We start from the raw sequence: 26,044 nt of genomic DNA, 5'->3' as shown, positions 1-26,044 counted from the left end.
GCATGAACGAATTACAAGATCTGATTGATAACAACGAACGCTGGGCCGAAGCGATCAAACAGGAAGATCCGGACTTCTTCTCCAAGCTGGCCCGTCAACAGACGCCGGAGTACTTATGGATTGGCTGCTCCGACGCCCGGGTGCCGGCCAACGAGATCGTCGGCATGCTGCCCGGCGACCTGTTCGTCCACCGCAACGTGGCCAACGTGGTGTTGCACACTGACCTCAATTGCCTGTCGGTGATTCAGTACGCGGTCGACGTGCTCAAGGTCAAACACATCCTCGTCACTGGCCACTACGGCTGCGGCGGCGTGCGCGCCTCGATGCAGGATCGTCAGCTGGGGCTGATCGACGGATGGCTACGCTCGATTCGTGATCTGTACTACGAAAAACGCGAAGAACTGGCCGAGTTGCCGACCGAAGAAGAACGGGTCGACCGTCTCTGCGAACTCAACGTGATCCAGCAAGTGGCCAACGTCGGCCACACCAGCATTGTGCAAAACGCCTGGCATCGTGGGCAGAACCTGTCGATCCACGGTTGCATCTACGGCATCAAGGACGGCCGCTGGAAAAGCCTGAACACGACTATCAGCGGTTTTGAGCAATTGCCGCCGCAGTACCGACTGCGTCCGGTCGAGACGCTGTAAAGCCGTTCAACAGAGGCTGCGCCGACGCCAGTGGTCCAAAAACAACAGGCCGCCGGCGTTCGGCGGTTCGTCGTACCCGCGGATCCAGCCTCGGCACTCTGATGACCCGCACTGACAGGCGAACTGGCGCAGCAGTTTGTCTTCGGTCGCGGCGTAATCCATCGTCAGGTTGTCGCCTCTTTTAATATCCTTCAGTGCCCACAACCACAGCTCGCTCATGTCGAAAAAGACGTTGGGGTCGCAGGAGTGCCGCAGCAGTCCGCTGAAATGTGGGTCATAGACGTGGATGCCAGGCGCCAGTTGCCGGGTATGTCGAAGGCGATAAGGCAAGAGATGGCCTGACACGCGGCAGATTCGACTGATCCGTGGGAAATCGCGCAGGGCCGCAACGGCCACCGCCGATCCACTGGCGTTGTAGATGATTTCGAAGTCGGCCCGGGAGGGAAATCCAAGGCTCAGCGCAAGCTCTGCGAAGGGGTAGATTCCATCGGGAGGTTGCGCAACGGTCCCGTGCAGGGGATGAGGTTTCATAACGATCCTTGTCGGCAGCGCGTTGCGACTTCCAAAACTGACGATCCTGTCAGCCCTGCAACACAGGGTATGCCTCAAGATTCTCGCAATTGAAACGACGGGTCTACTGTCAGAACTGACAGGAGGAAAGTGCGCGTTTGCGCGTAAGCCATCGCTCACACGCAAACGTGCAAGGGCGATTACAGCGCAGGCACAGGGATCGCAGTCACAGGCGCCGGGGCTTGCAGCTGTTTGAGCTGGGACTGGATCGGCGTTGTCGCACACTTGGCCACGGCTTGTTCAGGCGGCAGGTTGCGGATCGAGGTGTAGAACAGCTCGCAGGTTTTTTCTTTCTGGGTCACTTGCCACGTCTGCGTGCAGCTTTTCAGCTGAACGGTCGGATCGCTCCCCGGTTTGCTGCCCATGCCGGCCTGCCAGCAGGCGGCACTCAGGTCCTGGCCCATGACTTTCAGGCCCGCAGCGTCGGCTTGGGCCTGAGCATCGTCGCCGGTGTAGCTGTCCGGGTTGGCGGCGTACCAGATGTAACTCGGGTGGTTGGAGCCCAGCACCGGCACGTTCACCCCGGCGCTCGGGCTGATGGTGGCCAGCCCCAGCACATTAACCGTCGGCCCGTATTGCTGTTTGATCCAGTTTCGCACCGGTGCGCCGAACGCAACCATCGGCAACGCCGCACCGCGGGCGTTCTGGCTGACTTCCTTGACCATGGTGGTCTGGTAGTCCTTGAAGTAGTCGTAGACGCCTTCCAGATCCTTGCCTGCACTGGCCGGCGCCGCGATGGGTGCAATGTCGATGATGGTCTGATAGCCCGGCGTCTGATCGGCGGGGATACCGTTGTCCGTCAGCAGCGTGGCCCAGCGATCAGTGGTGGCGGAGCGCAGGTAATCCTGGGCCTGAGTCAGAGAGTAATCCGGCGGGAAATGCAGCAGTTCGACGCTCTTGCGGTTTTCCAGGGCCATGCCCAAGGGCAGGAACAGGTACCAGCTGTAGGCCCACTTGCCATCAATGTTGAGTTTTTTGGCGCCGGTGTAGGCCATATCGCCCGCATTGAGCAGCGCGGACAACGGTTTTTCGTAACCTTTTGGCACACCGCTAATGTCAGCGTAGAGCTGACCGTTATCGGTTTTGACCCGCACTTTCGCGGCGCTGTAACCGTCGCGTTGCACGCTTTGGGTCAGGTAATGCTCCACGGTCTGTTCAAGCGTCCAGTTACGGAAGCAGACCACGTTGCAGTTGTTGGGGTAGGCAAACAGCCGCGTGACGCGTTCGGTGCTGCCCAGTTTCAGATCGACATTGGCGTGGGCGGCGGCGCTCAGGGTGAGGGCCGCGAGGGTAAGTCCTGTCAGTTTGAACATGCTCAGATCCTTTTCAGCGTGGGACCGCGTTGATCGCGGGCGATAGTTACTTAAGCAGATCGGCCGGCAATCGCTCATCTGAACATCAAATGAGTCAGGTGATACTCCGGAAAATACATCCGGCACACGAAGATGACGCCGACCATCACCAGCAAGAACACCAGCTGCAACGGACTGAAGTGCGCCCAATGCAACGCGGTCAACCATGGGCGCCGAGCGGCGAGTTGAGGATCAAGCTGACCGATACGGCGCTTGTGCAAGAGACCGATCAGCATAAAACCGACATAAGTCGCCATGCCCGGCCAACCCAACACAAGCCCGAACAGCAGCGTGAGGACGGCTTGCGGAATACCATGTCGCATCACCAGCCAGCGGGTATCCGGGTTCCAGTGGCGGGGGACCAGGCCCTCGGTCAGCCACAGGTCCTGGACAATGAAATGCGAGGTGTACGGCACCCACCAGCTCATGGCGGAACGGAAGAACCAGACCGGCACGCAGGCGAATATCAACGGGATGCTGATGCTGAAACCCAGGGATTTGCGCTCAGTCGGGAAATAAAACAAAAACAGCGCCAATGCGATGCCCGCCCAGACACGCACCCAGGTGCCGTCGGTGATGGGGCGCGGCAGAAACCGTCGCCAGTGAAAAACATCGGCGTGGGGCAACCGCAAACGCAATTCCGGGTAACGCCACTTAAGGGTTTGCGCAAGGTCATGACAGGCCTGCCATTCGTTTTGGCCAAAGCCATCGATCATTTTCTTCTGTTGCCCGGGCTTCATCGGGTTCATCAGCAAATGGGCGGCCTGAACGTCAGCGGCCCAAGTCCGGTTGTCTTGCGCCTTGGCCCGCAGGCTTTCGTAGAAGCTTTCCTGATTGCAGCGCTCGATCAATGCCTCCCACGTCGACGCCGGTTCCGGATGAATGCCTTTTTTATCGTCCCAGCCAAACACCTGCCCGACGCGGTCGAACAGCGGCAGGCTCCATTCGGTGTCGTTGAACAGTTGCAGGAGGATTCGCTGCCATTCCTGGCGCCGATCGAACACCTGCAGCCAGGGTTGTGCGGTGTAACTTTTGAGCAGGGTAAGAAACTCACGTTCTTTCTTGTCTTCGAGCAGTTCCTGCAACGCCTGCCGATAATCCTGCAGCAAACCGCTGGCGAGCGCGTCTCGCTGCCAATCGGTTATGTCGACGTTTTGCCAGGGCGCGAGCCAATCGAGGTGTTGGACCGCCCAGGCGGCAATCGAATTGCGCAGGCCCGGGTGATCGAAGCACAACGCAAGCAGCAACTGCTCAAACGCTCGGGCGCAGCGCTGTTGTTGCGCCTGCGCCCAGCGTTCGGACAGGTTCTGCGCCGAGAGCCCGTCGAGCAATGCACGCGCAGCCAGCTCGTCCGGCGCGATGACCGGATCGTGCAGGGGCTGGGGATTGGACGGCGCAAGGTTCAGTGAGCGAAGAGGGGGCGGACTATCAAGTTTCAACGGACGCAGGTCGAGCACATCGGACCACGCCTGGAGGTTGGCGTGATTCGGCTGTTCGATGACTTCGGCCGTTGCGACTTCAAGTTCTTCGGCGGCGTATTCAGCCCTCCATTGCGCAACACCCAGCGCCTCCTCATAAGCTTCACGCAAGCGTTGAAAGCCTTCCGGGTCTTCATCAGGCCTGAAGGTTTTCAGCAGTCGCGCATAGCTTCGCTTGACGGTGCGCGCGTCGGCGTCTTCGGGCAGTTCCAGTACAGACCAGCAATCCATGTTGCCGCTCCTTACTGCCAGAGGCCGTTGTCCAGCGTGCCCAGTTGCTGGGTCAGTTCACTGCGCGCTTCACGGATCCGGCGTTCGTCCTGGGAATCAAGCACGTGCTGAAACTGTTTGGCCCAATGACCGATCTGCTCACGCATCTGCCCCAGGCTTTCCTGATAGAGACGCTCAAGACGTGCGGTCAACACCGTGTTGACCTGCTGGTCGCGCGGATGAATCTTCAGCAGCGCCAGGCCCTCCAATCGCTGCTGAATCTCCTCGGGTGTGAGCACGCCGGGATTGTTTTCGATGACCAGCGAATGCTTGTCGCCCGTCAACGGGATGACCACCTGGGCTTCGAGCAATCCGTTATTGTCGTAGGTGAAGCGCACGTCGAGGGCGACTTCGCCGGCCTTGCGTTTCGGCACCTTGATGTCCAGCTCGCCCAGCGCGACGTTGTCTTTGACCAGGCGGCTTTCGCCCTGAAAGATCTTCAGCAGCACGTGCTCCTGATTATCTTGCAGCGTGTACACGGTTTTCACCCGGCTCACCGGCACAATGCTGTTGCGCTCGATGATCGGCAGGTAATGCCCGCTTTCATATTGCTGGCCGATCTGGGTAGTCGTCTCGATGCCCAATGTGTAGGAACAGACGTCCGTCAGCACCACTTCTTCCAGCGCGGCGGAGCGAGCTTTCAAAGCCGCCTGAATCGCCGCACCGTGGGCAACCACTTCGTCCGGGTCGAGACTGATCGAAGGGAAACGCCCAAACAGGCCGGCTGCCAGTTTGCGAATCAGCGGCATGCGCGTCGTACCGCCCACCAGCAGGATTTCATCGAGATCACTAACGCGTATTCGCGCATCTCTCAGGGCCCGTTCGATCGGTGTGCGCAGGCGTTCGAGCAACGGCGTGTAGAGTGTCGCCAGTTGAGGTTGGGTGATGGTTTGCGTCCATTGCTGGCCGTCGACCCGCAGGCTGAATTCGGCGCTGCTGTCCTGGCCCAGGGCTTTGCGCACGCGCTCGGCCTCGCGACGCAACGGCTGGATGATGCCGGCGCGGTCAGGAAAGTTATCGGTGTTGCGATGGTGCTCGAGAAAGTGCTCCAGCAGCACGCTGTCGAAATCTTCGCCGCCCAGGAAGTTGTCGCCCGCGCTGGCGCGCACCTCCATGACGCCGTCGAAGAGTTCCAGGATCGACACGTCGAAGGTGCCGCCACCGAGGTCGAAAACCAGGAACGAAGTTTCCTTATCCCGTTGGTGCAACCCATACGCCAATGCAGCAGCGGTCGGCTCGTTGATCAGTTTTTCAACCTTCAAACCCGCCAGTTCACCGGCAATGCGCGTGGCTTTGCGCTGGGCGTCGCTGAAGTAGGCCGGCACGCTGATCACCGCTTCATGCACGGTCTCGCCGAAGGCCCGTTCGACGTCTTCTTTAAGGCTTTTGAGCACCAGCGCTGAAAGCTCCTCGGGACGGAATGACCTGTCTCCCAGGCGTACTTCCGTGGCGCTGCCCATGTGCCGCTTGAACAGCGAAGCGGTCTGGCGCGGGTGGGTGTGCAAACGCTCGCGAGCGGCCTGGCCGACCAGAACGCGGCCCTGATCATCGAGACCGACCACGCTGGGGGTGAGGAACTGGCCCAGGGCATTGGGCACCAACTCGCTGGACTCCCCACGCCAGACGGCGACGAGGCTGTTGGTGGTCCCCAGGTCAATCCCTACGATCATTGAAATGAACTCCCTTTCCAGCCTGCAAAAAGTTGAAACAGATAATATTCGCGCAAGGATATTACCGGAGCAGCGGGGCGGTAAAGGAAAGTGATGGCACTGAGCTATTATTTACGACGAGACGTGGTGTAACCCTCAGACATTGACGGGTTTCGGTTCTGAATACAGCCGAATTCATAAATGTGGGAGTGAGCCTGCTCGCGATGGCGGTGTATCAGTCAACATTATTAGTGACTGATACACCGCCATCGCGAGCAGGTCGAATCGTCGCACCGTCACTCCCACATTGGTTTTGTGGTGTTTTTTAGGTTGGGATTACGGCATCACCGGCGGCGTATACGTCAGCGTCGTCCCCAGCGCCCACAGCAGGAACAGCACCAGCGGCGTGTGCACCAACAACTGCACGAATGAAAAGCCAATCAAGTCCCGCGCCTTCAGCCCGAGCACGCCCAGCAGCGGCAGCATGTAGAACGGGTTAATCAGGTTCGGCAGGGCTTCCGCCGCGTTGTAGATCTGCACGGCCCAACCCAGGTGGTAGTTCAGGTCGGTGGCCACTTGCATGACGTACGGCGCTTCGATGATCCACTTGCCGCCGCCGGACGGGATGAAGAAACCGAGGATCGCCGAGTAAACGCCCATCAGCACCGCATAGGTGTCGTGGGACGCAATGCTGACGAAAAAGGTCGAGATGTGGTGCGCGAGGGTCTGAGCGTCGGAACCTTTGACCGTGGTCATCAGCGCGGCGATCGAGCCGTAGAGCGGAAACTGAATCAGCACGCCGGTGGTGGTCGGCACCGCCCGGGACACGGCATCGAGGAAGCTGCGCGGACGCCAGTGCAGCAGCGCGCCGAGCATGATGAACAGGAAGTTGTAAGTGTTCAGGCCCGAGATCGCGCTGATCGCCGGTTTGGTCGAAAACTCGTGGAACAACCATCCCGCCGCCAGCAGCACCAGCAGAATCGTCAGCAGCGGACTGTGCTCCAGCCATTCGCCGGGACGGGTGCGCGGTTGCAGCGGCGGTAAGTTGAAACTCGGATCGACGCCGCAGGCTTCGGCGTCGCGGGCTGTGTTCGGGCCTGGCGCGGTGGCGTAGGCAATAACCAGCGAGATCACAATCAGGGCCAGCAACATGACGCCGGACTGCCAGAGAAAGATCGTTTGAGTGAACGGAATGACACCGGTGATCGACAGAATCGATGGCGGCAGGCTGGCCGGGTTGGCCTGCAATTGCGCGGCGGACGACGACAGGCCCAAGGCCCACACGGCACCAAGGCCCAGATAGGCCGCAGCACCGGCGGCGCGGTAATCCATTTTCAGGTCGGTGCGGCGGGCGAGGGCACGTACCAGCAGACCGCCGAACACCAGCGACAAGCCCCAGTTCAGCAGTGACGCAACCATGGAAATCAATGCGACCCAGGCCACGGCCGAGCGACCGTTTTTCGGGATCCGGGCCAAGCGGTCGATAAGCTTCACCGCAGGCGGAGAGCTCGCGACCACATACCCGCCGATCACCACGAACGCCATCTGCATGGTGAACGGGATCAGGCTCCAGAAACCGTCACCAAACGCCATCGCCGCATCGGTGGGTTTGGCGCCCATGAACAGGGTGGCCACTGTGACGATGATCACCGCCAACGCAGCAAATACCCAGGAGTCGGGGAACCAGCGTTCAGCAAAACTTGAGCAGCGCAGGGCAAAGCGGGCGGAGCGGGTATCTTCGATATCAGCGGCCACGGGAGTACCTCGAATTTTTATGTTTATTGTGGTCTTTGGGGCCGCAAAGGCCCGTCTGGACAGGTGCCAACAGTAAATCAATCAGTCATATTTTGTGACGAAGATTAACCAGTCTGAGACTTTGGTCTAACGGGTTGTCCGTGGGCGCGTTTGCGTAGACCATGGGCGCCTTGGTTTTTTGCCCATGCCAGAGTTCTTTCATGACTGCCGACACCCACTCGCGCCCAGCGCCGTTCAGCCGCTCGGACTACAAGACCCTTGGCCTGGCGGCCCTTGGTGGGGCGCTGGAAATCTACGACTTCATCATTTTCGTATTTTTCGCGCTGACCCTCAGCCAGCTGTTCTTCCCGCCGGACATGCCCGAGTGGCTGCGCTTGCTGCAAAGTTTCGGGATCTTCGTGACCGGTTACCTTGCGCGGCCGTTGGGCGGGATTCTGATGGCGCATTTCGCCGATCGGCTGGGGCGCAAGAAAGTCTTCAGCCTGAGCATCCTGATGATGGCGCTGCCGTGTCTGCTGATCGGGATCATGCCCACCTACGCCCAGATCGGCTATTTCGCACCGTTGCTGCTGTTGGCTTTGCGAGTCCTGCAGGGCGCGGCAGTCGGCGGAGAAGTGCCGAGTGCCTGGGTGTTCGTCGCCGAGCACGCGCCGGCCGGGCATCGCGGTTATGCCCTTGGCTTCCTGCAGGCCGGGCTGACCTTTGGTTACCTGATCGGCGCCCTGACGGCGACCTTTCTGGCACAGGCGTTCACCCCGGCAGAAATCCTCGATTACGCCTGGCGCTACCCGTTCCTGCTGGGCGGTGTGTTTGGCGTGATTGGTGTCTGGCTGCGCCGTTGGCTCAGCGAAACCCCGGTGTTCATGGCCATGCAGGCTCAGCGCGATGCCGCTGTCGAGCTGCCGTTGCGCACCGTCTTGCGTGAACATCGTTTGGCGATATTGCCGGCGATGATCCTCACCTGCGTACTGACGTCCGCGGTGGTGGTGTTCGTGGTCATTACCCCGACCATGATGCAGAAAACCTTCGGCATGACCGCCAGCCACACCTTTGCCTTGAGTGCCTTGGGCATTGTGTTCCTGAACATCGGCTGCGTACTCGCCGGGCTGCTCGTCGATCGCATCGGTGCCTGGCGCACGGTCATGCTCTATAGCTTGCTGCTACCGCTGGGTATCGGTGTGCTCTATACGTGCCTGATCACCGGCGGCCAGTGGATTGGCTTGGCGTACGCGATTGCCGGGCTCGGTTGCGGGGTGGTCGGCGCGGTGCCGTCGGTGATGGTCAGCCTGTTTCCGGCGCGGATTCGCGTCTCGGGGATTTCCTTCACCTACAACATTGCCTACGCGGCGTGGGCAAGCATCACACCGCTGTTGCTGATCGGTCTGATGCCGTGGAGCCCATGGATTTGCGTGATCTTCAGCGCGGTAATGGGCGCGGTGGGCGTGAGCAGCGCGGCGTATTTCGGTGCGCGGATGCCACGGATCGAACGCTGCCCGGCCGCTGGCGCGGCATGAATGAACGCGCAACTATTTTTGTAGGACAACCCTGAAACACTCTTCAGAAAACATCCGCAAGGCCGATGGTTAGGCTGCATGCCGCTTTCTATCCCTGTCCATCGGTGCTTTCCATGTTCAACAAACGCTTGAAGCAGGAGCTGTCGGCTCTTCGCGAAGAACTCTCCAGCCTTCAGCAAGTGAAGGAAAGTCTGGAAAGCGAGATGCTGGTCCTGACCCTGGATCCTGATGGACGGATTCAGTCGGTCAACCAGAACTTCCTCGGCGAGATGCTCTACAAAAGCAGCGATCTGATTGGCCGGCACCTCGAAGACATTGTCCCGGCCCATGTGAAATCGGACGAATTCCACCGCCGCTTCCAGACTGCGCTGACCCGTGGCGAGCACTTTGCTGGCGCCGTGCGTCTGTTACGCGGCAATGGCCAGGAAGCCTGGCTGCGCTCGATCGCGCAGCCGGTGCGGTCTTCGGAAGGTCGGATCAAGCACTTTTCGATTTACTCCAGCGACCTGACCCGCACCATCGAGGCGTCCCGCGAACATGAAAACCTGATCGGCGCCCTGGTGCGTTCGACGGCGGTCATCGAGTTCGACCTCAATGGCAACGTGCTGGCGGCCAACGAGCGGTTCCTCAGCGGCATGGGTTACAGCCTGGCGCAGATCAAAGGCAAACATCACCGTACTTTCTGTGACCCGGAAGAGTACAACAGCGCTGAATACCAGAATTTCTGGCGCCGCCTGAACGCCGGCGAGTTCGTGGCTGGCCGGTTCAAGCGTGTGGACAACCACGGTCGTGTGGTCTGGCTGGAGGCGTCCTACAACCCGGTGGTGGACGCCAACAATACCCTCTACAAAGTGGTGAAGTTCGCCACGGTGATTACCGATCAGGTCAATCAGGAGCAGGCGGTCGCCGAAGCGGCCAACATTGCCTACAGCACCTCCCAGCAAACCGATCAAAGCGCCCAGCGCGGCACCGCCGTGGTGACTCAGGCGGTGGATGTGATGCGTGACCTGGCCAGGCACATGCAAACCGCCGGCGAAGGCATCGAAGCACTGAACGAGCAATCGCTGGTGATTGGCACCATCGTCAAAACCATCAGCGGCATTGCCGAACAGACCAACCTGCTGGCGCTCAACGCGGCCATCGAAGCGGCGCGGGCCGGTGAACAGGGCCGGGGTTTTGCCGTGGTCGCAGACGAAGTCCGGCAACTGGCTTCGCGCACCAGCCAGGCCACCGATGAAATCGTTGGCGTAGTGCGCAAGAACCAGGACATGGCGCGCAATGCCGTGGCCCTGATGACCGACGGTCAACTCCAGGCTGAGCAAGGCCTGGCGCTGGCGGCGGAGGCGGGCACGGTGATCGTCGAGATCCAGGACGGCGCGCAGAAAGTGGTGAACGCGGTCGGGCAGTTTGCCAATCAACTGGCGACTTGATAACTGACCTCCTGGTGGAAATCGCTACAATCGGCGTTTTCCCCAGGAGCAGCCCTCATGAGCGTTTCCCATCGCCGTCCGGTTCCGTTGTCCAAGGCTTATCGCCTGCTCAATCACGGGCCAACCGTGCTGGTCAGCGCGGCGCATGACGGCCAGCGCAACATCATGGCCGCCGCCTGGGCCATGCCGCTGGACTTCGAGCCGCCGAAAATCGCCGTGGTGCTGGACAAGTCCACCTGGACCCGACAGCTGCTGGAAGCGTCGGGAACGTTCGTGTTGAACGTTCCCTGTGCCGCCCAGGCCGATATCGCACAAACCGTTGGCTCGACGTCGGGGCTGGAACTGACTCAGGGCCAGGGCCTGGACAAGTTTCAGGTGTACGGCCTGCAGACGTTCAACGGTGAACTGATCGACGCACCGATGCTTGAAGGTTGCGTCGCATGGCTGGAATGCCGACTGCTGCCAGAGCCCAATAATCACCAGCAATATGACCTGTTTGTGGCCGAGGTAATTGCCGCCCAGGCCGATAAGCGCGTGTTCAGCGAGGGCCGTTGGCACTTCGAAGGGCACGATGCATTACGCACCTTGCACCATGTCGCTGGCGGGCATTTCCTGACGATCGGCGACCCGGTGGACGGCAAGACTCTGCAGCCGTAAGCGCTTGCCGTTCACACCCATACGTCATTCTGCGCCGTGCGTTCGCCACCTTCGCTGCCCGTGTTCAGTACACCCTTGGGTTCGATCAGCAGCAGTTTCACTTCCTGCGCGGCAGAGGGCTTGTGCTCGACACCTTTTGGCACCACATACATTTCGCCCGCGTTCAGCAGAACGTGGCCATCGCGAAAGTCGATGCGCAGCTGCCCTTCGAGCACGATGAAGGTTTCGTCGGTATCCAGGTGATCGTGCCAAATGAAATCCCCCAGCAGTTTCACCACTTTGAACTGGTAGTCGTTCATCTCGGCGATGACCCGGGGGCTCCAGTGCGCGTCGATCCGGGCGATTTTTTCAGCGAAGTTCAGGCTTTGATAAGCGGTCATGACGCAAGCTCTCGTGGTTGATCGTGACTCCACGATAGTCAGCGCGACAGCAGGCTTCTTGTACGATTGTGCGCGGCTCAGCGGCGGTGCATTTTCATCCACCGGGCCGGCGACAGACCGTAGGTCTTGCTGAATTGCCGGGTCATGTGGCTCTGGTCGGTGAAGCCGGCGATCAGCGCGGCACTGACCAGTGACTGGCCTTGGATCAGCATTGCTCGGACCAGGTCCAGGCGGCGCATCGTCAGGTATCGATAAGGGCTGGTGCCGAACAACAGGCGAAAATCCCTCGACAGACTCCAGCGATCCCGGCCGCTGTGGTGCGCCAGTTCTTCCAGGGTCACGGTGCGATCCAGGGCGCTGTGGATGAACTCCCGCGCGCGCTCCGCCGCCACGTAGTCGAAGCGCTGGCGTTTACCGGGCGCGCCGGAGACGGTGCTCAAGGCGTGTGCCAGATCGAACAACGCGTCCTGTTCTTCCAGCGGGTCGAGCGGGTCATCCAGGCTTCGCATCAGCACATCGGTGGCGGCGAACAAGCGTGGATCAGTGGACAGGCCTGCCTTGATAAACGGCAATGGCTGACCGCCGAGTATCTGTTGGATCAGCGCCGGCTCGATGTACATCATTCGGTAGTGAAAACCGCTGTCGGTGCCGGCCTCGCCATTGTGGAGTTCATCCGGGTGCAGGACCAGGGTGCCGCCCGGCAGGCTGTGACGCCAACCATTGCGGTACTGAAAGCTCTGCACCCCGGCCAGCGTGCGGCCGATTGCATAGGTGTCGTGGCGATGAAGGTCGTAGCCGTGACCGGCAAAAAACGCCTCGATACGCTCCAGCCCGCCGATGTTGGGCGCGCGGTGAAACCAGTCGATGGGAGGCGTGTGCTTGGCCATGGTGTCGTTGTCTTGAACTCAATATAAAACACGATAACCCAGTGACCGGCCACCTGTCTGCCGGCCGATAAAACCCATGAGGCTGGTAGAAAACAACGTGTAAATGTTGCAAGGTATCGAGCATTCTCTGAAGCCACGAAGGCGCCTCACACCATGGAAATGACTCCTCTGAGCTACGCTGCACCGCTGTTGTCTCTGGCGCTGTTATGGACGGTCGCGGTAGTGACGCCGGGGCCCAACTTCTTCAATACCGCGCAATTGGCCGCCAGTTGCTCCCGCCGTCATGGCGTGGTGGCCGCATTGGGCGTGGCGACTGGCACCGTGCTTTGGGGGCTGGCGGGAGGCTTGGGCATCAAGTCTTTGTTCAGTGCAGCACCGACGCTGTACTTAAGCTTCAAGATTGCCGGTGGTTGTTACCTGATCTATCTGGGCTTGAAGCAGTTCAAGCGCACTCCGGCGGTGATGCCGGGCGACAGCGTCTCGTTGAACGGGGCGGGGCGCACGCTGCTCTCGGCTTATGGTCGGGGCTTTGTCGGCAACATGACCAATCCCAAGGCAGCGCTGTTCGTCGCGACGATTTTCGCTACGGCCATGCCTGCCTCTCCGCCGCCGATGTTGCTCGCGCTGGCCGTGCTGACGATGGCGACCTTGTCGTTCAGTTGGTATTGCAGCGTCGCACTGCTGTTTGCCAGCCGTCGGGTCGCGGGCGCCTATGAGCGTTCGCGCAAATGGCTGGATCGCTTCGCCGGCAGTTGCTATCTGTTGTTCGGCGCGCATCTGGTGGCCAATCGTTGAGGTGTATGGAATGAGCAAACTGCGGGTAGGCATTATTTTTGGTGGTCGTTCGGCGGAGCACGAAGTGTCGCTGCAATCGGCGAAAAACATTGTCGATGCGCTGGACCGGTCGCGCTTCGAACCGGTGCTGATTGGTATCGACAAGCAAGGCCATTGGCACCTCAACGACCCTTCTAACTTCCTGCTCAACCAGGAAAACCCGGCCCTGATCGCCCTCAACCAGTCCAACCGGGAACTGGCCGTGGTGCCGGGCAAGGCCAGTCAGCAATTGGTCGAAACCTCCGGCCAGGAACTGCTGGACCACGTCGACGTGATCTTCCCGATTGTGCACGGCACGTTGGGTGAAGACGGTTGCTTGCAAGGCTTGCTGCGCATGGCGGATTTGCCCTTTGTCGGCTCCGACGTGCTCGGCTCGGCGGTGTGCATGGACAAGGACATCAGCAAGCGGCTGCTGCGTGACGCCGGGATTGCGGTCACACCGTTCGTGACATTGAACCGCGCCAGCGCCGCGCGCACCGGGTTCGCTGAGGTCCAGGGCAAACTCGGCCTGCCGCTGTTCGTCAAACCGGCGAACCAAGGGTCGTCCGTAGGCGTGAGCAAGGTCAACGACGAAGCCGAGTACATGGCGGCAGTGGAACTGGCTCTGGGTTTCGATGAAAAAGTCTTGATCGAATCTGCCGTCAGCGGCCGTGAGATCGAGTGCGCCGTACTCGGCAACGAGGACGCCATCGCCAGCGGTTGTGGCGAGATTGTGGTGCGCAGCGGCTTCTATTCCTACGACAGCAAATACATCGACGCTCAAGCGGCAGAGGTCGTGGTGCCGGCCAACATCAGCCTTGATGCCAGTGAGCGCATCCGTGCCTTGGCCGTCGAGGCGTTTCAGGTGCTGGGCTGTTCCGGGTTGGCGCGGGTCGATGTGTTCCTGACCGATAGCGGCGAAGTGCTGATCAATGAGATCAACTCGTTGCCCGGCTTCACCCGCATCAGCATGTACCCCAAACTTTGGCAAGCCACCGGCATGACGTACAGCGAGCTGGTCAGCCGCTTGATCGATCTGGCGCTGGAGAAGCACAAGGCACGGCAGGCGCTGAAGATCACTCGCTAAGCGGGGCGCAACTATTCAATCAAGGATTTATGGATGAGCGATTCAACGGTGTACCTGTTTTCCTACGGCACCTTGCAGGACAAAGCCGTGCAACTGGCCAACTTCGGGCGCGAGCTGACCGGCAGTGCTGACGCAATGCTGGGTTACGAACAGTCCTGGGTGGAAATTACCGACCCTGAGGTGTTGGCCACCAGTGGCAAGACCCACCATCCGATTCTTCGTCCGGGCGGTGACAGCAGCGCGCCGATTCCAGGGATCGTGTTCCAGATTACCCCCGACGAACTGGCGGCCGCCGATAGCTATGAAGTGTCGGATTACAAGCGTGTCAGTGTGGTCCTTCAATCCGGGATTGAAGCTTGGGTGTACGTGAGCGCCTAGTTGCGTAACACGACGTTGTGCCGGCTTGATATCAGATTAGTCGGAGAGGAGATTTCCGCGTCAGCCGGATGAATTTTTTGACGCTTCTGCAGGAATCTCTTCGACCAGAAATTGCTTCGATTCATAAGCTTCGATAAGCGTGATCATGATGTCGAAATAGTCCCCTTCAGGGGTGCCTGGCTCTGGCTCATTGTCGAATAGCGCAGATACATTCCTGAGGGCTACGTGATAGTCCTCGTCGGTTTGAATGCTCATTGATTACTCCATCTCGACGGTATCGGCGTTGATCGCTTCGTACTTGCTTGTGAGGATCGACAGTTTCCCAACTCTATCGAAAAGGCAGCTTTTTGCGGATAGGAAACGGCAGCGTGAGATAGCCGATCAGGACTCATTACATGTAAAAAAGGGCCTACCTTCCGGTAAGCCCTTGCTCATTCACTCGTAGGACTCAATCCCCCAGCGCCGCCCCCTCACGCCGAGGATCGGCCCCTCCCGCCAACGACGCTTTCCCCTGTGCGTCCTTCACCCGAACAATCGCCTGGGTGCCGCTGGTCATGTCGATCTCGTTCACGCTGTGCCCTTTGTCCTTCAACGCCTGAATCAACCCGGTGCTGAACTGGCCGTCTTCGAGCTCCGTCGGGCCGTTGCGGCTGCCGAAGTTGGGCAGGTTGATGGCCGCTTGCGGGTCGAGGTTCCAGTCGAGCAGACCGATGGTGGATTTGGCGACGTATTCGATGATCTGCGAGCCGCCGGGCGAACCGAGGGTGGCGAGGAATTCGCCGCTCTGGCGATCGAAGATCAGCGTCGGCGCCATGGACGAACGAGGGCGCTTGCCGGGTTCGACGCGGTTGGCGACTTTCTGGCCGTTTTCTTCGGGGATGAACGAGAAGTCGGTCATCTGATTGTTGAGCAGGAAACCCTGCACCATCACGTGCGAACCGAACGCGGATTCGACGGTGGTGGTCATGGACACCGCGCCACCTTCGTCATCGACCGCCACCACTTGCGAGGTGGAGATGCGCAGCGGCGAGCGGTCCGGTGCGTAGGCGACCTTGATGCCCGGCGGGGTGCCGGGTTTGGCCGTGCCCATGCTGCGATCGCCGATCAGGGCGGCGCGGCTGGCCAGGTACGTCGGGTCCACCAGGCCTTTGACAGGGACGGGCACGAAGTCGGCGTCGGCCAGATAGAGCGCGCGATCGGCGTAGGCCAGTCGCTCGGCTTCGGAGATCAGGTGTACAGCTTCTGGTGTCGGTTCGGTGCCGGCGGGTTTATCCGTCCTGACCGGTTTCATTGACGCCAAGGCAAAGCGCGGATCGCGAGCCTCCAGCGCCTGGAGCGTGCCGAGGATCTGCGCCACGGCGATCCCGCCCGACGACGGCGGCGGCATGCCGCAGACCTGCCAGCGTTTATAGTCGGTGCACAGCGGCGCGCGCTCCTTGGCCTTGTAGCCCAGGAGATCGTTCAGCGACAGGCTACCGGGGTTGGCGTGGCCCTGAACCTTGGCGACGATTTCTTGCGCTACCGGCCCTTTGTACAGCGCATCCGGACCTTCTTTGGCGATGCGTTTGAACACCGCGGCCAGTGCCGGGTTTTTCAGCTGCGTACCGGCGGCTTTCGGGCTGCCATCAGCATTGAGGAAGTACGCCACCATGTCTGGCGAGCGGCGCATGGACGAGTCTGAAGCGATCAGCTGATGCAGGCGCGGCGAGATGGCGAAGCCTTGCTCCGCGAGTCTGATGGCCGGTTCGAATAATTGCGCCCACGGCAGGCGACCGTGTTTCTGATGAGCCAGCTCAAGCGCCCGCAACACCCCTGGTGTTCCCACCGAGCGACCACCAATCTGCGCCTGGGTGAAGGCCATCGGTTTGCCGTCGGCCTGTAGGAAAAGCTTCTCTGTTGCGCCGGCCGGTGCGGTTTCGCGACCGTCGTAAGTGCGCACGTTCTTGCCGTCCCACAACACAATCAACGCGCCGCCACCAATGCCCGAGGATTGTGGTTCCACCAGGGTCAGCACTGCCTGCATCGCAATCGCGGCATCAATCGCCGAGCCGCCCTGACGCAGCATTTCCCGCCCGGCTTCGGCTGCCAGTGGATTGGCCGCTGCGGCCATGTGGTTTGAGGCGTATTGGGTTTTCAGGTCGGTGCGATAACCCGAGGCGACTTCCGGTGCGACTGGCAACGTTGAAGTCGGCGGGGCGTTGCAGGCAGTGAGGGTCAGCGCGGTGGCGATCAACGGCAAGGCTGACAGGCGAAAGCGGCTCAAGTGGAAGGCTGAGAACACGTGGGGGCACTCCGTCCGTGGGAAAAGATCAGGGGACTTTATCGGCCGACAGTGCGAGGTGCAAACCACGGACTACAGCAAAGACGCTTTTGTCCTTCATGAGTCAACGGATTTTCTGTAGGGTCGAGGGAACAGACGAGCCAGAAGAATCAACAAGAGGCAGCCATGCAGACCGAGTTTCCCACCCAGCCGAGTTACCGCACTCAACGTGAGCAATTCCTCGCGGCAGCGACGGCGACCGGAGCGACACTGACCGCGTATACGCATCCACTCAAAGGGCCCTTCGGCGAGACCCTGAGCACCGATGTGGCGGTGTTGGGCGATCCGGGTGCCAAGCGACTCCTGATCGCGTTGAGCGGCACCCACGGGGTGGAAGGCTTCTATGGCTCCGGTTGTCAGATCAAGTGGATGCAGGAGTTGGGCAAGCGATCACTGCCGGCCGATGTCGCGGTGGTGATGATCCACCTGATCAACCCGTGGGGCACCGCGTGGCTGCGCCGGGTCAACGAAGACAACATCGACCTGAACCGCAATCACCTGAACTTTACGCGTCCGCTGCCGGACAATCAGGCTTACGCAGCGCTGCATGAAATCTACGCCTTCACTGAGTTGCGAGGCCCGAAGCGTGACCGCGCCGATGCTTTGCTCGACGGGCAGATTCGCGAACACGGCTGGCCGACGGTGATGTCAATTGTCGAGGGCGGCCAGCACAGTCATCCCGATGGCCTGTTTTATGGCGGGCTGGCGCCGAGCTGGTCGAACCGCACGCTGCACGAAATCATGCAAAAGCATATGTCCCACGGCGAGGTCGCGATGTGTTTCGACTTGCACACCGGTGCTGGCGAGTACGGTCATCCGATGTTGCTGACCATCACCGAGGCCGCTTATCCAACGCTTCCCGAGGCGCAGGCCATTTACGGGCCGTGGCTCTACACGTTGCTGACCGGTGCCGATACCTTGAGTGAAACCGGTGTTGCAGCCACCGCGACTGGCTACACCTCGCAGGCACTGATCAATGCGCTGCCGCAGGTAAAACTGATGCCCTTTGTGATCGAGTGCGGGACGTATCCGGGGGCGGACGTTCATCGTCATTTGCGCGATGACCACTGGCTGCACCTGCACGGCAATCCGAGTGATGCGGTGGGGCGTGAGATCAAACTGAATCTGCTGGAGCAGTTCTATCCCGCCGACAGCGACTGGCAAGCGATGGTCTGGCTGCGGACCTGGCAGATTTGGGAGCGAGCGTTGTCGGCGTTGCCGACGATCCATTCTTGATGTGCTGTTCCAGGCACTTTTCTCGAGGCATAAAAAAACGGCCTACCTTTCGGTAAGCCGTTTTTAGTACTTGGTGGCTACACAGGGACTTGAACCCCGGACCCCAGCATTATGAATGCTATGCTCTAACCAACTGAGCTATGTAGCCAAGTGGCGCGCATTATTCACCGGTAATGCAGATGCGTCAAGCGTAAATCTAAAATATTTCTCTACGCTTTCAACCGCTTATCCACCGGAGCCGAAAATTCGGACCGGGGGAGGGCGTCAACTGAGCTGAAATCTCCCGGTATTGGCACTCAGGGCCTTGCTGCCCTGGCTCAAGGTGTCCGCTGCAAGGTTCACCGCCCGCGCGCCTTCGAGCAATCTTACCGCTGCCTGATCGACCTGCTGGATGTTGCCGCTGACTTCATCGGCAGTACTGGCCTGTTCCTCTACTGCCGTGGCGATTTGCGCCAGGGTGTCGGTAACGCCTTGCACCGCGTGGGCAATTTCGCCAAGGCGTTCACCCAGGCCGGTGACCGACTGGGCATCACTTTGTGCCTGGCTACAGGCCGCTTCCATCAGGCTGACTGCCTCATTCACCGTGCTGCGCAGGCTGTCGACAGTGCCGGCGATCTGCGCCGTAGAGGACTGCGTGCGTTGCGAGAGGCTACGTACTTCATCTGCCACGACCGCAAAACCGCGACCCTGTTCGCCAGCGCGAGCCGCCTCGATCGCCGCGTTGAGTGCCAACAGGTTGGTCTGCTCGGCCACGCCGCGAATGGTGTCGACCACCAATTGAATCTGTTGGCCTTGTTCGCTGACCCGGCCGAGTGCCGCTGCCGTGTCATTCAAACGTTGGTTGAGCTGCTGAATGCTCGCCGTGGTGCGCTGGCTGTCGCGACTGCTGTCGGCCGCAATCCTTTGGGTGTGTTGAGCGCTGCCGGACGCCTGTTCACAACTCTGAGCGACCCCTTGAGAGGTCGCCGCCAATTGCGTGGCCGCAGCAGCGATCTGGCTGATCTGCAGTTGCTGCGCTTCAACTTCGCCAAGGGCACCGCTGGAATGATGATTGAGGGTGCGCACCGCATTGCTCACCTGCAAGGTTTCGTGATCGACCCCCAGCAAGCTGTTACGCAGTTGCACCACCGCGACATTCAGGGCGGTGCTGATGGCCGCCAGTTCGTCGCGCCCCTGTACCGGCACTTGCAGGCTGAGGTTGCCGTCGCGCAACGCTTCGGCCAGCAGGGTGATGCCGCTGGCGCTGCGACGGATCGAGGCCTGCAAGCAGATGAACAGGTACAGCGCCGCCAGCAGCAGGCAACCAAAGATCGTTGCCACCAGAATGAACTGGCGGATCGCCGAGCCGTGGTAGTAATCCAGGCGCTGATCCAGCGAAACCAATGACTGCTGGCGCAACGAGGCGAGGTCGGTGAGCAGGCTGTCGAGGCTGCGTTCGAACTCTTCCGGCTTGAGCTTGATGCTGCCGCCGAACACACCGTCATCGAGGACTTTCAGTTCGGCATCAAGATGCTTGAGGCTGTCGTGGTATTGCCCGGCCCAGCTTTGCAAGGCGCTGGGCAGGCGTGCTTCCAGAAGGCTGGCGGTTTTCGCCAACTGTTCCCGGGCATCGCCGATACGGCTACGCAAGTCGCGCAATTGCAGACGGCTTTGCAGGGTGAACTGCCCGGACACCACCGACGCCTGACCGACACTGGCCAGGCGGCCGACCCGTTCAATCAGGTCCGGCGCGTGTTGTGTGGAAATCTGTGTCAGCAGGTACGTTTCCAGCCACGGCGCGAGCGTCAGGCGATTGTCCATGGCGATCTGCTCGCGCAAGGCTTGCAGCGCGCTCAAGGCATTGGTGAAACGATCGTAGCCATCCGGCCACCAGCCGACGCTGCTCAGGCTTTTCGAGTCGAGGCCGTTGAGCGCGGTTTGCAGGGCCTGGTAACGGGTCAGGGTTTCGCCCTCGGCGCCTTCGGTTTTCAGCGCATTACCGAGGTCCGTGGTGGCTTGGGCGACGGCAGGTTGTACCGCGTCGAACGCGGCCATCGCGGCTAGGGTCGCAGGGGTGGGCTGGCGATTGGTTTCCGTCGCGCGCCAACGTGCAGCGCGATCACGTTGGGCGGCGAGCAGGTTATCGAGCGCATCCAGGGCCAGCAGTTGTCGAACGCCGGCACGTTCGCCGGAGATCAAATTAAGTTTGGCCCGATAGTCCTGACCGATCATCAACAGGCTGCCCGCCAGCGGCAGGATAAACAGCAGAAACAACAACTGAAATTTGCGTGCGAAGCCAAAACGCCCCAGCAATCCGATCCCCGGTGATAAAAAAGCCTGCATGCCCCATGACTCCTCTGGACACCACGCACCATTGGCGTGCGTCGGGGTCGTTGCGACCGCGACTTGTGCCCCTTTAAAAGGCCTCGAAAGTTCACCCTTGTCAGCTCTGTAGGCCGACTCTGTGGCGAAACTTCCCATTCTCGGTCCCCTTTGTAAGGGGCCGCGTTGAAGCGGATTAACAAGGCAAGATTCAGACCATGGCGTTGAGCTATCAACGACTGAATTTAGTTCGTTAGCTGGCTAAGGGGATGGCGCTGCTGCACTGAAAAATGGCACATTGACTCACCTGCCCGTGTGCACCCATCCGCTGTACGGAAATTCTCATGGCTATTACGAACGCTCAGACCGGCGCGACGTCGGCACCCGCGACTCAACAAAGCAGTCCTCTGGTCATGCGCATCATCGGCGCGGTGGCGCTGGCGCATTTGATCAACGACCTGATTCAGTCGGTGCTGCCTTCGATTTATCCGATGCTCAAGGCCAACTATGGGCTGACCTTCACCCAGGTTGGCTTGATCACGCTGACTTTTCAGCTGACCGCTTCGCTTTTGCAGCCGTGGGTCGGTTACCACACTGATCGTCATCCCAAGCCGTGGTTGCTACCGGCCGGGACGGTGTGCACGTTGATCGGCATTTTGATGATGTCGGTGGTCGGCAGCTTCCCGATGATTCTGCTGGCGGCGGGGTTGATCGGCATCGGCTCCTCGACCTTTCACCCGGAAGCTTCTCGTATTGCGCGGTTGGCCTCGGGCGGGCGATTCGGCTTGGCGCAATCGACCTTTCAGGTGGGCGGTAATGCCGGTTCAGCCTTTGGCCCTTTGTTGGCGGCGGCGATCATCATTCCTTTCGGCCAGGGCCATGTGGCGTGGTTCGGATTGTTTGCCGTGTTTGCGCTGTTCGTGCTCTATCGAATCAGCCGCTGGTACGCGAACCACTTGAACCTGTTCAAGCTCAAGCAAGGTCAGGCGGCGACGCACGGCTTGTCAAAACGCCGGGTCATCAGTGCGCTGGTGGTGCTCGGGCTGCTGGTGTTCTCCAAGTATTTCTACATGGCGAGCTTCACCAGCTACTTCACGTTCTACCTGATCGAGAAGTTCGACCTGTCGGTGGCCAGTTCGCAGCTGCATCTGTTCCTGTTCCTGGGCGCAGTGGCGGCGGGGACGTTCTTCGGTGGGCCGATTGGCGACAAGATCGGGCGTAAGGCGGTTATCTGGTTTTCGATCCTTGGCGTTGCGCCGTTCACCTTGATCCTGCCGCACGTTGATCTGTTCTGGACCAGCATTCTCAGCGTGGTGATCGGCTTTATTCTGGCTTCGGCGTTCTCGGCGATCGTGGTTTATGCGCAGGAGCTGGTGCCGGGAAATGTCGGGATGATTGCCGGGGTGTTCTTCGGCTTGATGTTCGGTTTCGGCGGGATTGGCGCGGCGTTGCTGGGGCATCTGGCGGACATTCACGGCATCGAATACGTGTACTTCCTGTGTTCGTTCCTGCCGTTGTTTGGCGTGTTGGCGATCTTCCTGCCAAGAACCCAAAAGCCTTGAACACCGCCGACCCTGTAGGAGCGAGGCTTGCCCGCGAAGCTTCTTGAGCCGGTGATGACGCCTTCGCGGGCAAGCCTCGCTCCTACAGGATTAGGTATCGCCCGGATTCAGGCACAAAAAAGCCGCGTATCAAACGCGGCTTTTTCTTGTGCGGCTGCTTCGTTCTGAAAACTTAGACGTTGAAGCGGAAGTGCATCACGTCGCCGTCTTTAACGATGTATTCCTTGCCTTCCAGACGCCATTTACCAGCTTCTTTGGTGCCGGCTTCACCCTTGTACTGGATGAAGTCGTCGTAGGCGATGACTTCGGCACGGATGAAGCCTTTTTCGAAGTCGGTGTGGATCACGCCGGCTGCTTGTGGCGCGGTAGCACCCACGCGGACGGTCCAGGCGCGGACTTCTTCGACACCGGCGGTGAAGTAGGTCTGCAGGTGCAGCATTTCGTAGCCGGCACGGATCACGCGGTTCAGACCAGGTTCTTCCAGGCCCAAGGCTTCGAGGAACATGTCTTTCTCTTCACCGTCATCCAGCTCGGCGATTTCGGCTTCGATCTTGTTGCAGACCGGAACCACCATGGCGCCTTCTTCTTCGGCGATGGCCTTGACGATGTCCAGCAGCGGGTTGTTCTCGAAACCGTCTTCAGCGACGTTGGCGATGTACATGACCGGCTTGGTGGTCAGCAGGTGGAAACCACGAATCACCGCTTTATCGTCGGCGCCCATGGTCTTCATCAGGGTGCGCGCAGGCTTGCCGAGGGTGAAGTGAGCGATCAATTGCTCCAGTAGGCCTTTCTGGACCACGGCGTCCTTGTCACCACCTTTGGCGTTGCGGGCGACTTTCTGCAGTTGCTTCTCGCAGCTGTCGAGGTCGGCGAAGATCAGTTCCAGGTCGATGATCTCGATGTCGCGTTTCGGGTCGACGCTGTTGGAGACGTGAATCACGTTCTCGTCTTCGAAGCAGCGGACCACGTGAGCGATGGCATCGGTCTCGCGGATGTTGGCGAGGAATTTGTTGCCCAGGCCTTCACCTTTCGAGGCGCCGGCTACCAGGCCAGCGATGTCGACGAATTCCATGGTGGTCGGCAGGATACGCTTTGGATTGACGATGGCCGCCAAGGCTTCCAGACGCGAATCCGGCATTGGGACGATGCCGGTGTTCGGCTCGATGGTGCAGAAGGGGAAGTTCTCGGCCGCGATCCCGGATTTGGTCAGGGCGTTGAACAAGGTGGACTTGCCGACGTTAGGCAGACCGACGATGCCGCAATTGAATCCCATGGTGTTTCCCCTCGGATTAGAGTCAGGCCTTCTGGCTGTGCAGGTTTTTCATCGCGCGGTTCCATTCACCGGCGAGAATATCCGGCAGCACGCCGAGGGCAAAGTCGATGCTGGCATCGAGTTTTTCCTGTTCGGCGCGTGGCGCACGACCCAGGACGAAATTTGAAACCATACTGGCAACGCCCGGGTGGCCAATGCCAAGCCGCAAGCGGTGAAAGGTATTCTGATTGCCCAGTTGCGCAATGATGTCGCGCAACCCGTTATGACCGCCGTGGCCGCCGCCCTGTTTGAGTTTGGCAACGCCCGGTGGCAGGTCGAGTTCGTCATGCGCCACGAGGATTTCTTCAGGCGTGATGCGGAAGAAACCGGCGAGTGCCGCGACGGCCTGGCCGCTGCGGTTCATGTACGTGGTGGGAATCAGCAGACGAACATCCTGACCCTGATGCGAATAGCGCCCGGTCAGGCCGAAATATTTGCGATCGGCCACAAGGTTTACGCCCTGTGCGTTCGCGATGCGCTCAACAAAAAGGGCCCCTGCGTTATGCCGGGTCTGTTCGTATTCGGCGCCTGGATTTCCCAGGCCAACGATCAGTTTGATGGCAGTCACGATAGGGGCCCTTCCTTGGAGTGGTGGATAACATCGCCGCGATCAGTGTGTGCGGCGAAAGTGGACGACAAGTGCTCATTTACCATTATGTAAACTCCGCGTTCTCGCCCGCTTTCTCGCTACGTTCCAGTCCGCGATGTTACTTGATCACTCCGGCATGACAGAGTGAATTACTCTGCTGCGCCTTCTTCAGTAGCTTCTGGAGCAACACGTGGAGCGTGGACGTTGGCAACAGCCTTGTCATCGCCGTGTGCAAGAGCAACAAACTCAACGCCTTTAGGGGCTTTGAGGTCGGACAGGTGAATGATCGAACCGATTTCGGCGTTAGCCAGGTCGACTTCGATGAATTCAGGCAGGTCTTTTGGCAGGCAGGTCACTTCGATTTCCGAAACAACGTGCGAAACTTCGCCGCCTTTCTTGATCGGAGCTTCTTCACCAACAAAGTGTACAGGCACGATAGCGGTCAGTTTCTGGCCAGCTACAACGCGTACGAAGTCGGCGTGCAGCACGTGGCCTTTGGCCGGGTGACGCTGCAGAGCTTTGATGATTACGTTTTGCTTGGTGCCGCCAACGTTCAGCTCGATGATGTGGCTGTAAGCCGCTTCGTTTTCGAGCAGTTTGGCAACTTCTTTAGCCAGCATGCTGATGGATTCAGGGGCTTTTTCGCCACCGTAAACTACAGCTGGAACCAGGCTTGCGAGACGACGCAGGCGGCGGCTCGCACCTTTCCCCAGGTCGGAACGCACTTCAGCATTCAGAGTAAAATCGTTCATGTTGTATCTCCAAAATAACCACATTCGCCCAAGCGGTTGCGACCAGCGCTAAAGGCGATATGGGCAAAAAAGCCCCGCCCCGACAGGAATGCCGGGGCGGGGCGCTTTTCGTCAACGAGACAGTCGAGAAGGGCAGGGCCCTTAACGGAACATCGCGCTGATCGATTCTTCGTTGCTGATGCGGCGGACCGCTTCGGCAACTACCGGCGCGATATCCAGTTGACGGATACGCGAACAGGCTTGAGCAGCAGCGGACAACGGGATGGTGTTAGTCACCACCAGTTCGTCCAGCATGGAATTTTCAATGTTTTCGATCGCCCGACCGGACAGCACAGGGTGTGTGCAGTAGGCGAAAACCTTGGCAGCGCCATGCTCTTTCAGGGCCTTCGCCGCGTGGCACAGAGTGCCGGCGGTATCGACCATGTCATCGACCAGAATACAGGTACGCCCTTCGACATCACCGATGATATGCATCACTTCAGAGTGATTGGCTTTCTCACGGCGTTTGTCGATGATCCCGAGATCCACGCCCAGGGATTTGGCAACAGCACGTGCACGCACGACGCCGCCAATGTCCGGGGACACGATCATCAGGTTTTCGAAGCGCTGATCTTCAATGTCATCCACCAGAACCGGGGAGCCGTAGATGTTATCTACCGGAATATCGAAGAAACCCTGGATTTGGTCAGCATGCAGATCAACCGTGAGAACACGGTCGATGCCGACTACGGTAAGCATGTCAGCAACGACTTTCGCGCTGATAGCCACACGTGCGGAACGCGGACGGCGATCCTGACGGGCATAACCAAAGTAAGGAATAACAGCAGTAATACGAGTAGCCGAGGAGCGGCGGAAGGCATCAGCCATCACTACCAGTTCCATCAGGTTATCGTTGGTCGGAGCGCAAGTCGGCTGAATAATGAAGACATCTTTACCGCGGACGTTTTCATTGATCTCGGCAGTAATTTCGCCGTCGGAGAACTTACCGACAGAAATGTCACCGAGAGGGATATGCAGCTGACGTACGACACGCCGAGCCAGATCGGGGTTAGCGTTCCCCGTAAAGACCATCATCTTGGACACGCGCAGTACCTAGAGGCTGAGG

The 26,044-nt window shown here is 59.7% G+C and carries 22 protein-coding genes, 1 tRNA gene and 2 pseudogenes; 10 read left to right on the top strand and 15 right to left on the bottom strand.

Annotation, left to right across the window (positions count from 1 at the left end):
- The first annotated feature begins 2 nt into the window (after positions 1 to 2).
- Positions 3 to 647, top strand: coding sequence for a carbonate dehydratase (gene can, locus ACYZT6_RS22570; RefSeq protein WP_131063236.1), 645 nt, complete (start codon positions 3 to 5; stop codon positions 645 to 647).
- 6 nt (positions 648 to 653) lie between these two features.
- Here can and ACYZT6_RS22565 read toward each other — a convergent pair whose 3' ends face one another.
- The 5 genes from ACYZT6_RS22565 to ACYZT6_RS22545 all read right to left on the bottom strand — a co-directional run bounded on the left by ACYZT6_RS22565 (position 654) and on the right by ACYZT6_RS22545 (position 7,721).
- Entirely contained in the window at positions 654 to 1,178 is a 525-nt protein-coding gene (locus ACYZT6_RS22565; protein WP_462028693.1) for an SET domain-containing protein-lysine N-methyltransferase, read from the bottom strand.
- A 179-nt stretch (positions 1,179 to 1,357) separates the two neighbouring features.
- A complete protein-coding gene (locus tag ACYZT6_RS22560) occupies positions 1,358 to 2,530 on the bottom strand; it encodes a hypothetical protein (RefSeq protein ID WP_462028692.1) in 1,173 nt (390 codons plus the stop codon).
- A gap of 74 nt (positions 2,531 to 2,604) precedes the next feature.
- A complete protein-coding gene (locus ACYZT6_RS22555; protein ID WP_462028691.1) occupies positions 2,605 to 4,278 on the bottom strand; it encodes a J domain-containing protein in 1,674 nt (557 codons plus the stop codon).
- 11 nt (positions 4,279 to 4,289) lie between these two features.
- Positions 4,290 to 5,987 (bottom strand): molecular chaperone HscC, encoded by a 1,698-nt coding sequence (locus ACYZT6_RS22550; RefSeq protein ID WP_462028690.1) that lies wholly within the window; start codon positions 5,985 to 5,987, stop codon positions 4,290 to 4,292.
- A gap of 315 nt (positions 5,988 to 6,302) precedes the next feature.
- Positions 6,303 to 7,721 carry a short-chain fatty acid transporter gene (locus ACYZT6_RS22545; protein ID WP_462028689.1) on the bottom strand — a complete coding sequence of 473 codons (1,419 nt, stop codon included), beginning with the start codon at positions 7,719 to 7,721 and terminating at the stop codon, positions 6,303 to 6,305.
- A gap of 200 nt (positions 7,722 to 7,921) precedes the next feature.
- Between ACYZT6_RS22545 and ACYZT6_RS22540 the strand changes: the two genes are divergently transcribed.
- The 4 genes and pseudogenes from ACYZT6_RS22540 (at position 7,922) to ACYZT6_RS22525 (ending at position 11,322) form a co-directional block, all read left to right on the top strand.
- Positions 7,922 to 9,235, top strand: coding sequence for an MFS transporter (locus tag ACYZT6_RS22540; RefSeq protein ID WP_462028688.1), 1,314 nt, complete (start codon positions 7,922 to 7,924; stop codon positions 9,233 to 9,235).
- 65 nt (positions 9,236 to 9,300) lie between these two features.
- A pseudogene (locus tag ACYZT6_RS22535) lies at positions 9,301 to 10,125 on the top strand (PAS domain-containing protein); the annotation flags it as partial.
- The gene (locus ACYZT6_RS22530) at positions 10,105 to 10,665 is read left to right on the top strand and encodes a methyl-accepting chemotaxis protein (protein ID WP_462029998.1); all 561 of its coding nucleotides are present in this window, start codon (positions 10,105 to 10,107) and stop codon (positions 10,663 to 10,665) included. The pseudogene ACYZT6_RS22535 and the gene ACYZT6_RS22530, both read left to right, overlap by 21 nt.
- Positions 10,666 to 10,722: 57 nt before the next feature.
- Positions 10,723 to 11,322 (top strand): flavin reductase family protein, encoded by a 600-nt coding sequence (locus ACYZT6_RS22525; protein WP_462028687.1) that lies wholly within the window; start codon positions 10,723 to 10,725, stop codon positions 11,320 to 11,322.
- Between the two features lie 11 nt (positions 11,323 to 11,333).
- On the opposite strand, the gene ACYZT6_RS22520 is transcribed toward ACYZT6_RS22525, so the two are convergent.
- Both ACYZT6_RS22520 and ACYZT6_RS22515 read right to left on the bottom strand, forming a co-directional pair.
- Positions 11,334 to 11,702: a cupin domain-containing protein gene (locus tag ACYZT6_RS22520; RefSeq protein WP_462028686.1), complete on the bottom strand. Its 369-nt coding sequence runs from the start codon at positions 11,700 to 11,702 to the stop codon at positions 11,334 to 11,336.
- Positions 11,703 to 11,779: 77 nt separating this feature from the next.
- The gene (locus ACYZT6_RS22515) at positions 11,780 to 12,589 is read right to left on the bottom strand and encodes an AraC family transcriptional regulator (RefSeq protein WP_462028685.1); all 810 of its coding nucleotides are present in this window, start codon (positions 12,587 to 12,589) and stop codon (positions 11,780 to 11,782) included.
- A 153-nt stretch (positions 12,590 to 12,742) separates the two neighbouring features.
- Between ACYZT6_RS22515 and ACYZT6_RS22510 the strand changes: the two genes are divergently transcribed.
- Genes ACYZT6_RS22510 through ACYZT6_RS22500 form a run of 3 tightly spaced genes read left to right on the top strand, consistent with a single transcriptional unit; the run spans position 12,743 to position 14,867 of the window.
- Entirely contained in the window at positions 12,743 to 13,384 is a 642-nt protein-coding gene (locus ACYZT6_RS22510) for a LysE family translocator (protein WP_462028684.1), read from the top strand.
- A gap of 10 nt (positions 13,385 to 13,394) precedes the next feature.
- Positions 13,395 to 14,489: a D-alanine--D-alanine ligase gene (gene ddlA / locus ACYZT6_RS22505; protein WP_462028683.1), complete on the top strand. Its 1,095-nt coding sequence runs from the start codon at positions 13,395 to 13,397 to the stop codon at positions 14,487 to 14,489.
- A gap of 33 nt (positions 14,490 to 14,522) precedes the next feature.
- Positions 14,523 to 14,867 (top strand): gamma-glutamylcyclotransferase family protein, encoded by a 345-nt coding sequence (locus ACYZT6_RS22500; protein WP_462028682.1) that lies wholly within the window; start codon positions 14,523 to 14,525, stop codon positions 14,865 to 14,867.
- 96 nt (positions 14,868 to 14,963) lie between these two features.
- Here ACYZT6_RS22500 and ACYZT6_RS22495 read toward each other — a convergent pair.
- Positions 14,964 to 15,122 (bottom strand): annotated as a pseudogene (locus tag ACYZT6_RS22495) (transcriptional regulator); the annotation flags it as partial.
- A gap of 193 nt (positions 15,123 to 15,315) precedes the next feature.
- Complete coding sequence (gene ggt / locus ACYZT6_RS22490) at positions 15,316 to 17,148, bottom strand: gamma-glutamyltransferase (protein ID WP_462028681.1); 1,833 nt, start codon at positions 17,146 to 17,148, stop codon at positions 15,316 to 15,318.
- A 165-nt stretch (positions 17,149 to 17,313) separates the two neighbouring features.
- On the opposite strand from ggt, the gene ACYZT6_RS22485 reads away from it, so the two are divergent.
- Positions 17,314 to 18,423, top strand: a complete 1,110-nt coding sequence (locus ACYZT6_RS22485; protein WP_462028680.1) for a DUF2817 domain-containing protein — start codon at positions 17,314 to 17,316, stop codon at positions 18,421 to 18,423.
- Positions 18,424 to 18,494: 71 nt separating this feature from the next.
- Here the strand turns inward: ACYZT6_RS22485 and ACYZT6_RS22480 are convergent.
- A tRNA-Met gene (locus ACYZT6_RS22480) sits at positions 18,495 to 18,571 on the bottom strand.
- Between the two features lie 116 nt (positions 18,572 to 18,687).
- On the bottom strand, positions 18,688 to 20,745 hold the full coding sequence (locus tag ACYZT6_RS22475; RefSeq protein WP_462028679.1) for a methyl-accepting chemotaxis protein: 2,058 nt from the start codon (positions 20,743 to 20,745) through the stop codon (positions 18,688 to 18,690).
- A gap of 323 nt (positions 20,746 to 21,068) precedes the next feature.
- On the opposite strand from ACYZT6_RS22475, the gene ACYZT6_RS22470 reads away from it, so the two are divergent.
- Positions 21,069 to 22,286, top strand: coding sequence for an MFS transporter (locus ACYZT6_RS22470; RefSeq protein WP_462028678.1), 1,218 nt, complete (start codon positions 21,069 to 21,071; stop codon positions 22,284 to 22,286).
- Positions 22,287 to 22,458: 172 nt separating this feature from the next.
- Here ACYZT6_RS22470 and ychF read toward each other — a convergent pair whose 3' ends face one another.
- The 4 genes from ychF to ACYZT6_RS22450 form a co-directional block, all read right to left on the bottom strand.
- On the bottom strand, positions 22,459 to 23,559 hold the full coding sequence (gene ychF / locus ACYZT6_RS22465; protein ID WP_461988467.1) for a redox-regulated ATPase YchF: 1,101 nt from the start codon (positions 23,557 to 23,559) through the stop codon (positions 22,459 to 22,461).
- Positions 23,560 to 23,581: 22 nt separating this feature from the next.
- Positions 23,582 to 24,166: an aminoacyl-tRNA hydrolase gene (gene pth, locus ACYZT6_RS22460; RefSeq protein ID WP_008153430.1), complete on the bottom strand. Its 585-nt coding sequence runs from the start codon at positions 24,164 to 24,166 to the stop codon at positions 23,582 to 23,584.
- Positions 24,167 to 24,336: 170 nt separating this feature from the next.
- Positions 24,337 to 24,939: a 50S ribosomal protein L25/general stress protein Ctc gene (locus tag ACYZT6_RS22455; protein ID WP_131059496.1), complete on the bottom strand. Its 603-nt coding sequence runs from the start codon at positions 24,937 to 24,939 to the stop codon at positions 24,337 to 24,339.
- A 141-nt stretch (positions 24,940 to 25,080) separates the two neighbouring features.
- Entirely contained in the window at positions 25,081 to 26,022 is a 942-nt protein-coding gene (locus tag ACYZT6_RS22450) for a ribose-phosphate pyrophosphokinase (protein ID WP_003208392.1), read from the bottom strand.
- Between the last annotated feature and the right edge of the window lie 22 nt (positions 26,023 to 26,044).

The organism is Pseudomonas sp. RT6P73 (genome assembly GCF_054897715.1).
Note: the sequence above shows the minus strand (reverse complement) of the source record. Positions and strands in the feature narration are given on the sequence as shown.